Raw genomic sequence first — 14,099 nt, 5'->3', positions numbered from 1 at the left:
AGGTCCTCAGTACTTCAGCAGGCTGGCGTCGTCGACGGAGGCCGAGCGTCGCGTGCGGAAGATGGTCATGATGATCGCCAGTCCGATGACGACCTCGGCCGCGGCCACCACCATCACGAAGAAGGCGGCGATCTGCCCGTCGAGGTTGCCGTGCTGCTTGGCGAAGGTCACCAGGGCGAGGTTGCAGGCGTTGAGCATCAGCTCGACGCACATGAAGACCACGATGGCGTTGCGTCGGGTCAGCACCCCCACGCAGCCGATGGTGAAAAGGATCGCGGACAGCACGATGTATTCATTCGTCATCGGGGGACGTCCTCCTCGGTGGTCGCCGGGGCGCCGTCCTTGCCGCCCTGCTCGGGCATCCGGTCGGGGTCGGCGGTCGCGTCGCTGCGACCGGCGGCCAGCTGGCGGCGTACCTCGTCGATGTCGTCGGCGAACGCCGGCGCGGAGCGCACCGTGCCCCGCGCGGCCAGCACGCGGGAGACCGACAGCTCGGAGGCGGTGCCGTCGGGCAGCAGCGCCGGGGTGTCGACCGCGTTGTGGCGGGCGTAGACACCGGGCGAGGGCAGCGGACCGAGGTGCTTGCCGGTCTCGGCGTAGTCGCGCATCCGCTGCGCGGCGAGCGAGGACTGCGTGGCCTTGGGGGTGAGGCGCTCGCGGTGGGCGAGCACCATCGCGCCCATGGCCGCGGTGATCAGCAGCGCGCTGGTGGCCTCGAAGGCGAAGACGTAGCGGCTGAACAGGACGTTGGCGAGCTGCTGGATGTTGCCGCCCTCGTTGGCCTCGTCGAGGCCGACGGCGGTGCCGAGCGCGATCTGGGAGAAGCCGGTGACGAGCACCAGGCCGAGCAGGAGGCCCAGCACGGTCGCCATCGCCCGCTGGCCGCGGATCGTCTCCACCACCGAGTCGGAGGCGTCGACGCCGACCAGCATCAGCACGAAGAGGAACAGCATCAAGATGGCGCCGGTGTAGACGATGATCTGCACGGCGAAGAGGAACGGCGCGTCGAGGACGGCGTACAGCACGGCGAGGCTGATCATCACCACGGCGAGCAGCAGGGCGGCGTGCACGGCCTTGCGGACGAACAGGATGCCGAGCGCGGCCACGACCATGATCGGGGCCAGGATCCAGAAGGCCATCAGTGGCTCCCCTCCCCCGCGGTCGTGGTCCGGTCGGTCACCAGGTCTGTGGGGGCCCCGTAGGTCCCTCGGTAGTAGTCGCCCTCGTCGTCGCCGAGGCGCATCGGGTGCGGCGGCTGCTCCATGCCGGGCAGCAGCGGCGCCAGCAGGTCGGACTTCTCGTAGATGAGGTCGGCGCGGTTGGTGTCGGCCAGCTCGTACTCGTTGGTCATCGTCAGCGCACGCGTCGGGCAGGCCTCGATGCAGAGCCCGCAGAGGATGCAACGCAGGTAGTTGATCTGGTAGACGCGGCCGTAGCGCTCGCCGGGGCTGAAGCGCTCGCCGTCGGGACCGTCGCTGTTGGAGCCGCCCTCGACGTAGATCGCGTCGGCCGGGCACGCCCAGGCGCACAGCTCGCAGCCGATGCACTTCTCGAGGCCGTCGGGCCAGCGGTTGAGCTGGTGCCGGCCGTGGAAGCGCGGCGCCGTCGGCATCTTCTCGAAGGGGTACTGCTCGGTGACGACTTTCTTGAACATGGTCCGGAACGTGACGCCGAAACCGGCGACCGGGTCCCAGAACTGCTCCTTGAAGCCCTTGGACTCACTCATGACTTCTCCTCCTGCGACGCGGTCCCGGAGGTGGACGCGTCGTCGGCGTCGGACGTGCTCGAGGTGCCCGACACCGTCGTACGGCGATCGGCGAAGGTCAGCGGGGCGGCCGCACCGCGGACCGCACCACCGGCGGGCATCGGCGGGACGGGGAAGCCCCCGGCGAAGGCGTCGACCGGCTCCCGGTCGGCGGGGCCCTCGGCCTCGTCGTCCCCGGAGTCGCTGTCGCCGACGAAGAACAGCACCAGGAACAGCACCAGCAGGACACCCGCGGCGCCGAGGAGGTAGTCGCGGTTGATGCCGCCCTCCAGGGTCATCACCCGGATGGTCGCGACCGCGACGATCCACAGCAGCGAGATCGGGATGAGGCGCTTCCAGCCGAACGCCATGAACTGGTCGTAGCGCAGCCGCGGCAACGAGCCGCGCAGCCAGATGAACATGAAGATGAAGAGCAGCACCTTGCCGAAGAACCAGAGCAGGGGCCAGTAGCCGGAGTCGGCGCCCTCCCAGATCTGGATGATCGGCCACGGGGCGTGCCAGCCGCCCAGGAACAAGGTGGTGGCCAGCGCGGCCACGGTCGCCATGTTGATGTACTCGGCGAGGAAGAACAGCGCGAACTTGAGGCTGGAGTACTCGGTGTGGAACCCGCCGACGAGCTCGCCCTCGGCCTCGGGGAGGTCGAAGGGGGCGCGGTTGGTCTCGCCGATCATCGCGATCACGTAGATCACGAACGACGGCAGCAGGATCAGGGCGTACCAGGTGGGGATCGGGATGACGCCGAGCCAGTAGTCGGGCTCGGGGTTCTGGGCGGCCACGATCTCCGACGTCGACATCGAGCCGGAGTAGAGGAACACCGCGACGAGCGCGAGGCCCATCGCGACCTCGTAGGAGATCATCTGCGCGCTCGAGCGCAGGCCGCCGAGGAGGGAGTACGTCGAGCCGGAGGACCAGCCACCCAGCACGATGCCGTAGATGCCGATCGAGGCGATGGCCATCACGAAGAGCACGGCGACGGGCATGTCGGTCAGCTGGAGCGGGGTGGTGCGGTCGGAGAACGGCAGTCCCACCTCGGGACCGAACGGGATCACCGAGAAGGTGACGAACGCCGGGATGACGGCCAGGACCGGCGCCAGCAGGAAGACCACCTTGTCGGCGGCCTTGGGGATCAGGTCCTCCTTGAGCGCCAGCTTGACGCCGTCGGCGAGCGACTGGAGCAGGCCGAAGGGGCCGTTGACGTTGGGGCCGATGCGGTGCTGCATCCGGGCCACGACCCGGCGCTCCCACCAGATGTTGAAGAGCGTCAGCAGCACCAGGACCACGAAGATCAGCAGCGCCTTGACGAGGACGAGCCACCACGGGTCCTGCCCGAAGGCCTCGAGCCCGTCGCCCTGCGGCGTCTCCGCCGCGAGGGTGACCACCTGGGAGATGTTCACTTGCCGGCTCCCTTCACCGTGACCGTGCTGCCGGGCGAGGCCAGGTCGGCGAGCACGCCGCGCCCCACGCTGTGGGTCGGCAGCCACACGACGCCGTCGACCATGTCGTCGGCGACCTCGACCGGCACCGTGACGGACCCGCGGTCACCGGTCAGGACGACGTCCACGGCGCTGCCGAGGCCGTCGAGGGTGGCCGGGCTGACGAGGGCGACGGCCGGGCGCCGGGTGGCGGCCAGGTGCGGGTCGCCGTCCTGCATCGAGCCCTGGTCGAGCAGCTGCTTCCAGCCGGCGAGCACGAGCGCACCGGCCTTGGCGCGCGGCTTGCGCGGATCCTTGCCGAGGACCGGCTCGGGGCGGGTGCCGTCCCAGGGGCCCATGGCCTCCATCTCGGCGCGCACCTCGGGGACCGTGCGGAAGCCCAGCGAGCTCCCCTGCCCCAGCGCGGCGAGCTCGTCGGCGATGCCGGCGAGGACGCGCAGGTCGGGCAGCGAGCCCGGGTTGCTGAAGACGGCGTCGAAGGGGCGCGGGCGTCCCTCCCACGTGACGAAGGTGCCGGCCTTGTCGGTGACCGGGGCGATCGGGAGCACCACGTCGGCCAGCCGCGTCACGTCGGTCTCGCGCTGCTCGAGGCTGACCACGAACGACGCGGCCTCCAGCGCGGCCCGGGTGGCGGCCGGGTCGGCGGTGTCGTCGGGGTCCACGCCACCGACGACGACGCCACCGAGGCTGCCGTCGGTGAGCGCGGCGATGATCGCGTTGCCGTCGCGACCGGGCGCGTCGGGCAGGTGGTCGACACCCCACGCGGTGGCGGTGTCGACCCGGGCAGAGGCGTCGCCGACCGGACGACCGCCGGGCAGGAGGGTGGGGAGGCAACCGGCCTCGACCGCGCCGCGGTCACCGGCCCGGCGGGGCACCCACGCGAGTCGGGCGCCGGTGGTGCGGGCGAGCTCGACGGCGGCCGTCAGGGCGCCGTGGTGCTGGGCCAGCCGCTCGCCCACGAGGATGACGCCGCCGGAGTCCAGGGCGGTGGTGGCGTCCTCGGCCAGGGCGCGCAGCGCCTCGGCCTCCTCGCCCGGGGCGGTCGGGACCAGCCGGCCCTTCATCTTCCCCAGGCCGCGGGTGGTGAAGGGGGCGAGGGCGACGACCTTGGTCGAGCCCTTCGACGCCTTGCGCAACCGCAGGAAGATCGTGGCCGCCTCGTCCTCGGGCTCGAGGCCCGCAAGCACGACGACCGACGCGCGCTCGAGGTCGTCGTACGTGACGTCCATGGAGAGCGCGACGCGGGAGGCCAGGAAGTCGGCCTCCTCGGCGGTGTGGGGGCGGGCGCGGAAGTCGATGTCGTGCGTGCCGAGGGAGACCCGCGCGAACTTGGCGTAGGCGTAGGCGTCCTCGGCGGTGACGCGGCCGCCGGTCAGGACGGCGGCGCTGCCGGCCGCGTGGAGGCCGCGGGCCGCGACGGCGAAGGCCTCGGGCCACGACGCGGGCCGGAGCTCCCCGTCCTCGCGCACCATCGGGTGGGTGAGGCGGTCGTCCTGGCGGGAGTACTGGAAGGCGAAGCGGTCCTTGTCGCTGATCCACTCCTCGTTGACCTCGGGGTCGTTGCCGGCGAGGCGGCGCATGACCTTGCCGCGCCGGTGGTCGACGCGGATGGCCGCGCCACAGGAGTCGTGCTCGGCGACGCTCGGGGTGGAGACGAGGTCGAAGGGACGCGAGCGGAAGCGGTACTCCGCGCTCGTCAGGGCACCCACCGGGCAGATCTGGATGGTGTTGCCCGAGAAGTAGGAGAGGAACGGTGCGCCGTCGGCGATGCCGATCTGCTGCTGCGCACCACGCTCGACCAGCGCGATGAACGGGTCGCCGGCGATCTCGTCGGCGAAGCGGGTGCAGCGCTGGCACACGATGCACCGCTCGCGGTCGAGCAGCACCTGGGGCGAGATGTTGATGGGCTTGGGGAAGGTGCGCTTGACGCCGTCGAAGCGGGTCTCGCCACGGCCGTTGGACATGGCCTGGTTCTGCAGGGGGCACTCGCCGCCCTTGTCGCAGACGGGGCAGTCGAGGGGGTGGTTGACGAGCAGGAACTCCATGATCCCCTGCTGCGCCTTGTCGGCCACGGGGCTCGTCGCCTGCGTGCTGACGACCATGCCCTCGGCCACCGTGATCGTGCACGAGGCCTGCGGCTTGGGGATGGGCTTGCCGTTGCCGGCGTCCGGGATGTCGACCAGGCACTGGCGGCAGGCACCGACGGGGGCCAGCAGCGGGTGGTCGCAGAAGCGCGGGATCTGGACGCCGACCTGCTCGGCGGCGCGGATGACCAGCGTGTCCTTGGGGACGCTGACCTCGACGCCGTCGATCGTCAGGGTCACCGTGTCGATCTTGGCCGGGGTGGTCGTCATGCAGAGGCTCCGGTCTGGGCGAACGCCGTCGAGGCGGTCGGGTCGAACGGGCACCCACCGTGGGTGAGGTGCGCGAGGTACTCGTCACGGAAGTACTTGATCGAGCTCGAGATCGGGCTGGTCGCACCGTCGGCGAGCGCGCAGAACGAGCGGCCCATGATGTTCTCGCACTGGTCGAGCAGCATGTCGAGGTCCGACTCCTGGCCCTCGCCCTTCTCCAGGCGGGCCAGCGTCTGCACCAGCCACCACGTGCCCTCGCGGCACGGGGTGCACTTGCCGCAGGACTCGTGCTTGTAGAACTCGGTCCAGCGCAGCACGGCACGCACGACGCAGGTCGTCTCGTCGAAGATCTGCAGCGCGCGGGTGCCGAGCATCGAGCCGGCCGCGCCGACGCCCTCGAAGTCGAGGGGCACGTCGAGGTGCTCGGTGGTCAGCAGCGGGGTGCTGGAGCCGCCGGGGGTCCAGAACTTCAGCTCGTGGCCCTCCCGGATGCCACCGGCCAGGTCGATGAGCTGGCGCAGCGTGATGCCGAGCGGGGCCTCGTACTGGCCGGGACGCACGACGTGGCCCGACAGGCTGAAGATGCCGAAGCCCTTGGACTTCTCGGTGCCCATCGAGGCGAACCACTCGGCGCCGTTGCCGATGATGCTCGGCACCGAGGCGATGGACTCGACGTTGTTGATCACCGTGGGGCTGGCGTAGAGGCCGGCCACCGCGGGGAACGGGGGGCGCAGGCGCGGCTGGCCGCGACGGCCCTCGAGGCCCTCGAGCAGGGCGGTCTCCTCGCCACAGATGTAGGCACCCGCGCCGGCGTGCACGACGACGTCGAGGTCGTAGCCCGAGCCGTGGATGTCCTTGCCGAGGTGGCCGGCCAGGTAGGCCTCCTGCACGGCGCGCTGCAGCCGACGGATGACGTGCAGCACCTCGCCGCGCACGTAGATGAAGGCGTGGTTGGCGCGGATCGCGAACGAGCTGATGATGACGCCCTCGAGGAGCGTGTGGGGGCTGGCCATCATGAGCGGGATGTCCTTGCAGGTGCCCGGCTCGGACTCGTCGGCGTTGACCACGAGGTACTTGGGCTTGGGGTTGTCCTGCGGGATGAAGCCCCACTTCATGCCGGTGGGGAAGCCCGCGCCGCCGCGACCGCGCAGGCCGGAGTCCTTGACGGCGGTGATGATGGCGTCAGGGTCCATGCCCAGAGCCGTGCGCATCGCGCCGTAGCCGCCGCGACCTTCGTACGACGCCAGCGTCCAGGAGCGCTCGGCGTCCCAGTTGTCGGTGAGGACCGGGGTCAGGGTGTCTGTCTTCACTTCGCCTCCTCGGTTCCCTGGGCGTCGTCCTCGTGCTTGAGGTCGGCGTCGGAGCGCTGGACCGCGCCCTCGGAGTCCTGGCGGTCGGCCTCGTGGCTGCCGTCGGCACCCGTCGCGGCCGCGGCGGGCTCGTCGGCGGTGCGACCGGCGGCGTTGCCGCCCGGCGCCGTCCAGCCACGCTCGCGCGCGATGCCCAGGCCCACCAGGGAGGCAGGACCTGCGGACGGGCCCTCGTCGGCGAGGTCGTCGGGGAAGCCCGCGAGCACCCGCTCGGCCTCGCGCCAGGTGCACAGGCGCGGACCGCGGGTGGAGTGGACGTCCTTGCCGGCGCGCAGGTCGTCGACGACCTGGACGGCCGAGTCGGGCGTCTGGTTGTCCATGAACTCCCAGTTGACCATCATCACCGGGGCGTAGTCGCAGGCGGCGTTGCACTCGACGTGCTCGAGGGTGATCGTGCCGTCGGCGGTGGTCTCGTCGTTGCCGACGTCGAGGTGCTCCTTGAGCCGCTCGAAGATCAGGTCGCCACCCATGACGGCGCACAGCGTGTTGGTGCAGACCCCGACGTGGTAGTCGCCGACGGGCTTGCGCTTGTACATCGTGTAGAAGGTCGCGACGCCGCTGACCTCGGCCGGGGAGATGCCCAGGATCTCGGCGCACGCCTCGATGCCCTCGGGCGTCACGCGCCCCTCCTCCGACTGCACGAGGTGCAGCATCGGGAGCAGTCCCGAGCGGGCCTCCGGGTAGCGCGCAGCGATCTGGCGCAGCTCGGCCCACGTCTGCTGGGTGAGGGCCCGGTCGTTCTCGGTGAAGCGGTCGGGTGCGGGGTGATTCATCGGTCGACGCCTCCCATGACGGGGTCGATCGAGGCGATGGCGACGATGACGTCGGCGACCATGCCGCCCTCGCTCATCACGCTCGTCGCCTGGAGGTTGGTGAAGGACGGGTCGCGGAAGTGCGCCCGGAACGGTCGCGTGCCGCCGTCCGAGACGACGTGCGCGCCGAGCTCGCCGCGGGGCGACTCGACCGGGACGTAGGCCTGGCCGGCCGGGACCCGGAAGCCCTCGGTCACCAGCTTGAAGTGGTGGATCAGCGCCTCCATCGACTCGCCCATGATGTGGCGGATGTGGTCGAGGGAGTTGCCCATGCCGTCGGAGCCGATCGACAGCTGGCTGGGCCAGGCGATCTTCTTGTCACCGACCATCACCGGCGCACCCTCGAGGTCGGCGAGCCGCTTGGCCGCCTGCTCGACGATCCGCAGCGACTCGTCCATCTCGGCGAGGCGCACCCGGAAGCGGCCGTAGGCGTCGGCGGTGTCCCACGTCTGGACGTCGAAGTCGTAGTCCTCGTAGCCGCAGTAGGGCTGCGTCTTGCGCAGGTCCCAGGCGTAGCCGGTGGAGCGCAGCGGGGGGCCGGTGAGGCCCAGCGCCAGGCAGCCGGCCAGGTCGAGGTGGCCGACGCCCTCGAGGCGGGCCTTGAAGATCGGGTTGGCGTTGCAGAGCGCGGCGTACTCGGGCAGGCGCTTGCGCATCAGGGCGACGAAGTCGCGGATCTCGTCAAGCGCGCCGGGCGGGAGGTCCTGGGCGACGCCGCCGGGACGGATGAACGCGTGGTTCATGCGCAGACCGGTGATCAGCTCGAACAGGTCCAGCACCAGCTCGCGCTCGCGGAAGCCGATCGTCATCACCGTCAGGGCGCCGATCTCCATGCCGCCGGTCGCGATGGCGACCAGGTGCGAGGAGATCCGGTTGAGCTCCATGAGGAGCACCCGCATGACCTGGGCCTTCTCCGGGATGTCGTCCTCGATGTCGAGCAGCCGCTCGACGCCCAGGACGTAGGTCGCTTCGTTGTAGAACGGCGAGAGGTAGTCCATCCGGGTGCAGAAGGTCGTGCCCTGGACCCAGGAGCGGTACTCCATGTTCTTCTCGATGCCCGTGTGGAGGTAGCCGATGCCGCAGCGGGCCTCGGTCACCGTCTCGCCCTCGAGCTCGAGGATCAGGCGGAGCACGCCGTGGGTCGACGGGTGCTGGGGACCCATGTTGACGACCACCCGCTCGTCGGCGGCATCGCCGAGACCCTGGGTGATCGAGTCCCAGTCCTGGCCGGTGACCGTGAAGACCTTGCCCTGGCTGGTCTCGCTCGGGTCGGCGTACAGGTCCTGCTGGTTCTCTGTCGTGGGCTTCTGTGTCGTGGCCATCAGTTGTACGACCTCCGCTGGTCGGGCGGCGGGACGGACCCACCCTTGTACTCCACGGGGATGCCGCCCAAGGGGTAGTCCTTGCGCTGCGGGTGGCCCGGCCAGTCGTCGGGCATCAGGATGCGGGTCATGGCCGGGTGGCCGTCGAAGACGATCCCGAACATGTCCCACGTCTCGCGCTCGTGCCAGTCGATGGTGGGGTAGATGCTCACCAGGCTGGGGACGTGCGCGTCGCCGTCGGGGCACGACACCTCGAGGCGCACGCGACGGTTGTGGGTCATCGAGAGCAGGTGGTAGACCGCGTGCAGCTCGCGGCCCGTGTCGTCGGGGTAGTGCACGCCGCTCACGCCCGAGCAGAACTCGAAGCGCAGCGCCTCGTCGTCGCGGAGCATCTGTGCCACGAAGGGCAGGTCGTCGCGGCGGACGTGGAAGGTGATCTCGCCCCGGTGGACCACGACGGACTCGATCGCCGCGGTCAGGTCGGTCTGGCGCAGCCGCGCCTCGAGGGCGTCGGCGACCTCGTCGAACCACCCGCCGTACGGGCGCTGGGACGGGCTGGGGAACACGATCGGGGAGACCAGGCCGCCGTAACCGGAGGTGTCACCGGTGCCGGAGACGCCGAACATGCCGCGCCGCTGGCCCGCTGAGCGGACCTCGGTGCCCTCGCCGCCGGGGGCCGGGAGGTTCTCCGGCGACTGCTCGACGGCCGGCTGGTCGACGTGCGCCGTCTCCGGCTTGTCGGAGGGGTTGTCCTGCGGGTTGCTCATCGCAGCAGGCCTCGCATCTGGCTCGTGGGCAGCGCCTTGAGCGCGGTGGTCTCCAGCTCCTCGATCTCCGCGAGGCGGTTGGCACCGAGCTTGGTGGCCTGCACCTGGTCGTGGAGCTTCAGGATCGCGTCGATGAGCATCTCGGGCCGCGGCGGGCAGCCGGGGAGGTACATGTCGACGGGGACGATGTGGTCGACGCCCTGGACGATGGCGTAGTTGTTGAACATGCCGCCGGAGCTGGCGCACACGCCCATGGCGAGGACGTACTTGGGCTCGGCCATCTGGTCGTAGATCTGGCGCAGGACGGGAGCCATCTTCTGGCTCACCCGACCTGCCACGATCATCAGGTCGGCCTGGCGCGGGCTGGCCCGGAAGACCTCCATGCCGAAGCGGGCCAGGTCGTACTTGGGGCCGCCGGAGGTCATCATCTCGATGGCGCAGCAGGCCAGGCCGAAGGTCGCGGGCCAGAACGACGCCTTGCGCATGTAGCCGGCGACACCCTCGACCGTGGTCAGGAGCACGCCGCTCGGCAGCTTCTCTTCAAGTCCCATGATTCAGTCCCAGTCCAGTCCGCCGCGACGCCATACGTACGCGTAGGCCACGAACACCGTGGCGATGAAGATGACCATCTCGATGAGCCCGAAGAGCCCCATGGCGTCGAAGTGCACGGCCCAGGGGTAGAGGAAGATGATCTCGATGTCGAAGATGATGAACATCATCGCGGTGATGTAGTACTTCACCGGGATGCGGCCGCCACCGATGGGCTGCGGGGTGGGCTCGATACCGCACTCGTAGGAGTCGAGCTTGGCGCGGTTGTAGCGCTTGGGCCCGATGAACGCGCTCATGACGACCGAGCCGACGGCGAAGGCCGCGGCGATGGCCGCCAGCACGAGCACTGGCGTGTAGAGCTCCATCGAGCCTGTCCCTTCGTCGTCCCTGTGCACCGCCTGCCTGTGCACCTCATGGCCACCAGCGGGCCGCCGCGACCAGGTCGCATGTGGCTTTGTGAACTACTTCACTAGTGGCGCAGCCCACAGTGTAGGACCCGTCACGCCGGTCGTCACGTGGGGGGTTGTCGGCCTCTTCACCCCGCCTCACCTGCGGATTTAACGCACGCAGGCCTTGTCTAAATGGACTGCTCGGGGCCGGCTCTCAGGCCGTCGCGCGGTGCAGGGCGACGATGCCGCCCGAGAGGTTGCGCCACTGCGGCGACTGCCAGCCCGCGGCGGCGACCATCGCTGCCAGCCGCTGCTGGTCGGGCCACGCGCGGATCGACTCGGCGAGGTAGACGTAGGCGTCCGGGGACGACGAGACCGCTCGGGAGATCGCGGGGAGCGCCTTCATGAGGTACTCCATGTAGACGGTGCGGAAGGGCGCGAACGTCGGGCTGCTGAACTCGCACACCACGAGGCGGCCGCCGGGCCGGGTCACCCGGCGCATCTCGCGCAGCCCGGCCTCCGGGTCGACGATGTTGCGCAGGCCGAACGAGATGGTCACCGCGTCGAAGGTGTCGTCGGCGAAGGGCAGCCTGGTGCCGTCGCCCGCGGTGAAGGGCAGGTGGCGACGGGCCCGCTTGCCGACCTGCAGCATGCCGAGCGAGAAGTCGCACGGGACGACGTACGCGCCGGCGTCGGCGAAGGGCTGGCTCGAGGTGCCGGTGCCGGCCGCGAGGTCGAGCACGCGGTCGCCGTACGACGGGGCGACGGCGTCGATGACGTCGCGCCGCCAGCGGCGGTCCTGGCCCAACGAGAGGACGTCGTTGGTGACGTCGTACCTCTGGGCGACCGCATCGAACATGCGTCGGACGTCGGTCGGCTGCTTGTCGAGCTCTGCGCGGGCCACGCGGTGAGCGTAGTCGGACGCAACTTCTCGATGTCGGTCGGCGTCCCTACGATGACGACCACTTCCAACCTCGGAGATCCCATGCCTCTCGCCCGGTCCGCGCGCCTCGTCCTGGCGCTCGTGCTCACCCTCGGTCTCGCCGGCCTCGGCGCCACCGTCCCGCTCGCCCCCGCCCGCGCCGACGACGCCGCGTCCGCCCGCGCCTTCGACCCGCTGCGCCTCGGCGACACCGGCTGGCGGGTGCGGGAGCTCCAGAGCCGGCTGCACCAGCTCGGCCTCCACTCCGAGGTGGTCACGAGCCGCTTCGACGCGCAGACGCGTGCGGGCGTGCGCACCTTCCAGGCACGCCGGCAGCGCGAGACCACCGGCCGCGTCGACGCACCCACGTGGCGCAAGCTGGTCGCGGTCACGACCGAGCCGACCCGCGAGGCGCTGCACAACATCTACACGCCCGGCCCGGCGATCCTCGCCGCGGGCGACCGGGGCCTCGCCGTGCGCCGCGTCCAGGCCCGCCTGGCACAGCTGCAGTGGTGGAGCGGCGACGTGACCGGCATCTACGACGCCCGCACCACCGAGGCCGTGCGCGGGTTCCAGGCCAAGCGCCGCATCCCCGTCACCGGCGAGGTCGACCGGCGCACCCTCGACCGGCTCGCCGCGATGACCCGCCAGCCAACCAAGGCCGAGCTCTTCAACATCGAGCCGCAGGGCCCGGCGCTCGACCCGCGCTGCATGACCGGGCGCGCGATGTGCGTCGACAAGACCTCGCGGTCCCTGCGCTGGGTGGTCGACGGGGTGGTGCGGACCCGCGTGGACGTGCGGTTCGGCTCCGACGAGCTGCCGACCCGAGAGGGCGCGTTCACGGTCTTCCGCAAGAGCCGCGACCACGTGTCGAGCCTCTACGACACCCCGATGCCGTTCGCGATGTTCTTCTCGGGCGGCCAGGCGGTGCACTACTCCCCCGACTTCGCGGCGACCGGCTACGACGGCGCCTCGCACGGGTGCGTCAACGTGCGCGACTACGACGCGGTGCGCCGGCTGTTCGACCAGGTGCACCTCGGCGACAAGGTGATCGTCTACCGCTCCTGACGGCGTCGGCCACCCGTCCTGGCTCGGGCTCACGGGGCCCGTCGCAGTAGGCTCCGGGACGTGACGAGTGCGGCGACCACCCCCGTGACGACCGCGTCCAGCCCCCTCGTGGTGCGGACGACGGCGGTCGACCTCGGGGACCCCGCCACCACCCGCCTGCTGGACCTGCTGCCCGCCGACGCGCCGGTGACATGGCTGCGCAACGGCGAGGGCCTCGTCGGCTGGGGCGTCGCCGCCCAGGTCCGCACCAGCGGCACCGCCCGCTTCAGCGACGCCGACAAGTGGTGGGCCGAGACCACCGCCCGCGCCGACGTCCTCGACGAGGTCGTCGAGCCAGGCACCGGACTGGTCGCGTTCGGCTCCTTCGGCTTCGCCGACGACCCCGGCGACTCGGTGCTCGTCGTCCCCCGGGTGGTGCTGGGTCGCCGCGGAGACCGCGCGTGGATCACCACCGTCGGCGACTCGCCCGTCGCCGAGGCCCCTCGGGTCGCGCCGGCCGACGTCCCCCCGGCCCCGGTCGGGCTGAGCTTCGCCGACGGCGCCCTCAACGGGGAGGCCTGGATGACCGTCGTCGCCGACGCCGTCTCCCGGATCAACGCCGGCGCCCTGGAGAAGGTCGTGCTCGCCCGCGACCTCATCGCCACCTGCACCGAGCCGGTCGACGTGCGGTGGGCCCTGCACCGCCTCGCCGTCGACTACGCCATGTGCTGGACCTTCCACGTCGACGGCCTCTTCGGCGCCACGCCCGAGATGCTGGTGCGCCGCGAGCGTGGCCTCGTCACGTCCCGCGTGCTCGCCGGGACCATCCGGCGTACGGGCGACGACGAGCGCGACCTCGCGCTGGCCGCGACGCTGGCCCGCTCGTCGAAGGACCTCGAGGAGCACGAGTACGCCGTCCGCTCGGTCGCCGACGCCCTCGAGCCGCACTGCTCGTCGATGAACGTGCCTGAGGCGCCCTTCGTCCTGCACCTGCCCAACGTCATGCACCTCGCCACCGACGTGGCCGGGGTCGTCCACGACGCGGCCACGGTGTCCTCCCTCCAGCTCGCCGAGGCCCTGCACCCGTCGGCCGCGGTGGGCGGGACCCCGACCCCGGAGGCCGTCGCACTCATCGGCGAGATCGAGGGCATGGACCGCGACCGCTACGCCGGCCCGGTCGGCTGGATCGACGCCACCGGCGACGGCGAGTGGGGCATCGCGCTGCGCTCGGCGCTGGTGCAGGGCTCGACGGTGCGGCTCTTCGCCGGCTGCGGCGTGGTCGGCAGCTCTGACCCGGAGGCCGAGCTGGCGGAGTCCCAGGCGAAGTTCGTCCCGGTCCGCGACGCCCTCTCGGGCGAGATCTGAGTCG

General features: G+C 71.0%; 14 protein-coding genes. 2 read left to right on the top strand and 12 right to left on the bottom strand.

Annotation, left to right across the window (positions count from 1 at the left end; all coding sequences use genetic code 11):
- Positions 1 to 6: 6 nt before the first annotated feature.
- From nuoK to ASG88_RS11535, 12 genes are all read right to left on the bottom strand, one after another.
- The gene (gene nuoK, locus ASG88_RS11590) at positions 7 to 303 is read right to left on the bottom strand and encodes an NADH-quinone oxidoreductase subunit NuoK (protein WP_056887582.1); all 297 of its coding nucleotides are present in this window, start codon (positions 301 to 303) and stop codon (positions 7 to 9) included.
- Entirely contained in the window at positions 300 to 1,139 is an 840-nt protein-coding gene (locus ASG88_RS11585) for an NADH-quinone oxidoreductase subunit J (protein WP_082600310.1), read from the bottom strand. Before ASG88_RS11585 ends, nuoK begins: the two co-directional genes overlap by 4 nt.
- Complete coding sequence (nuoI, locus tag ASG88_RS11580; protein WP_056887581.1) at positions 1,139 to 1,726, bottom strand: NADH-quinone oxidoreductase subunit NuoI; 588 nt, start codon at positions 1,724 to 1,726, stop codon at positions 1,139 to 1,141. Before nuoI ends, ASG88_RS11585 begins: the two co-directional genes overlap by 1 nt.
- Positions 1,723 to 3,144 (bottom strand): NADH-quinone oxidoreductase subunit NuoH, encoded by a 1,422-nt coding sequence (gene nuoH, locus ASG88_RS11575; protein WP_200956435.1) that lies wholly within the window; start codon positions 3,142 to 3,144, stop codon positions 1,723 to 1,725. Before nuoH ends, nuoI begins: the two co-directional genes overlap by 4 nt.
- Positions 3,145 to 3,155: 11 nt before the next feature.
- On the bottom strand, positions 3,156 to 5,552 hold the full coding sequence (locus ASG88_RS11570; protein ID WP_056887580.1) for an NADH-quinone oxidoreductase subunit G: 2,397 nt from the start codon (positions 5,550 to 5,552) through the stop codon (positions 3,156 to 3,158).
- Positions 5,549 to 6,862 (bottom strand): NADH-quinone oxidoreductase subunit NuoF, encoded by a 1,314-nt coding sequence (gene nuoF, locus ASG88_RS11565; protein WP_056887579.1) that lies wholly within the window; start codon positions 6,860 to 6,862, stop codon positions 5,549 to 5,551. The genes ASG88_RS11570 and nuoF overlap by 4 nt, the downstream gene beginning before the upstream one ends.
- Positions 6,859 to 7,695: an NADH-quinone oxidoreductase subunit NuoE gene (nuoE, locus tag ASG88_RS11560; protein WP_056887578.1), complete on the bottom strand. Its 837-nt coding sequence runs from the start codon at positions 7,693 to 7,695 to the stop codon at positions 6,859 to 6,861. Before nuoE ends, nuoF begins: the two co-directional genes overlap by 4 nt.
- Positions 7,692 to 9,056 carry an NADH-quinone oxidoreductase subunit D gene (locus ASG88_RS11555; RefSeq protein WP_056887577.1) on the bottom strand — a complete coding sequence of 455 codons (1,365 nt, stop codon included), beginning with the start codon at positions 9,054 to 9,056 and terminating at the stop codon, positions 7,692 to 7,694. Before ASG88_RS11555 ends, nuoE begins: the two co-directional genes overlap by 4 nt.
- Positions 9,056 to 9,823: an NADH-quinone oxidoreductase subunit C gene (locus ASG88_RS11550; protein WP_056887576.1), complete on the bottom strand. Its 768-nt coding sequence runs from the start codon at positions 9,821 to 9,823 to the stop codon at positions 9,056 to 9,058. The genes ASG88_RS11555 and ASG88_RS11550 overlap by 1 nt, the downstream gene beginning before the upstream one ends.
- Positions 9,820 to 10,374 carry a NuoB/complex I 20 kDa subunit family protein gene (locus ASG88_RS11545; protein ID WP_056887575.1) on the bottom strand — a complete coding sequence of 185 codons (555 nt, stop codon included), beginning with the start codon at positions 10,372 to 10,374 and terminating at the stop codon, positions 9,820 to 9,822. Before ASG88_RS11545 ends, ASG88_RS11550 begins: the two co-directional genes overlap by 4 nt.
- A gap of 3 nt (positions 10,375 to 10,377) precedes the next feature.
- Complete coding sequence (locus ASG88_RS11540; protein ID WP_056887574.1) at positions 10,378 to 10,737, bottom strand: NADH-quinone oxidoreductase subunit A; 360 nt, start codon at positions 10,735 to 10,737, stop codon at positions 10,378 to 10,380.
- A gap of 238 nt (positions 10,738 to 10,975) precedes the next feature.
- Positions 10,976 to 11,665 (bottom strand): demethylmenaquinone methyltransferase, encoded by a 690-nt coding sequence (locus ASG88_RS11535; RefSeq protein ID WP_056887573.1) that lies wholly within the window; start codon positions 11,663 to 11,665, stop codon positions 10,976 to 10,978.
- Between the two features lie 81 nt (positions 11,666 to 11,746).
- Here ASG88_RS11535 and ASG88_RS11530 point away from each other — a divergent pair, with 81 nt between their 5' ends.
- Complete coding sequence (locus tag ASG88_RS11530; RefSeq protein WP_056887572.1) at positions 11,747 to 12,751, top strand: L,D-transpeptidase family protein; 1,005 nt, start codon at positions 11,747 to 11,749, stop codon at positions 12,749 to 12,751.
- Between the two features lie 60 nt (positions 12,752 to 12,811).
- A complete protein-coding gene (locus ASG88_RS11525; protein ID WP_056887571.1) occupies positions 12,812 to 14,095 on the top strand; it encodes an isochorismate synthase MenF in 1,284 nt (427 codons plus the stop codon).
- Positions 14,096 to 14,099 lie beyond the last annotated feature (4 nt).

Source organism: Nocardioides sp. Soil777 (assembly GCF_001428425.1).
GTDB classification, from domain to species: Bacteria; Actinomycetota; Actinomycetes; order Propionibacteriales; family Nocardioidaceae; genus Nocardioides; species Nocardioides terrigena.
Note: the sequence above shows the minus strand (reverse complement) of the source record. Positions and strands in the feature narration are given on the sequence as shown.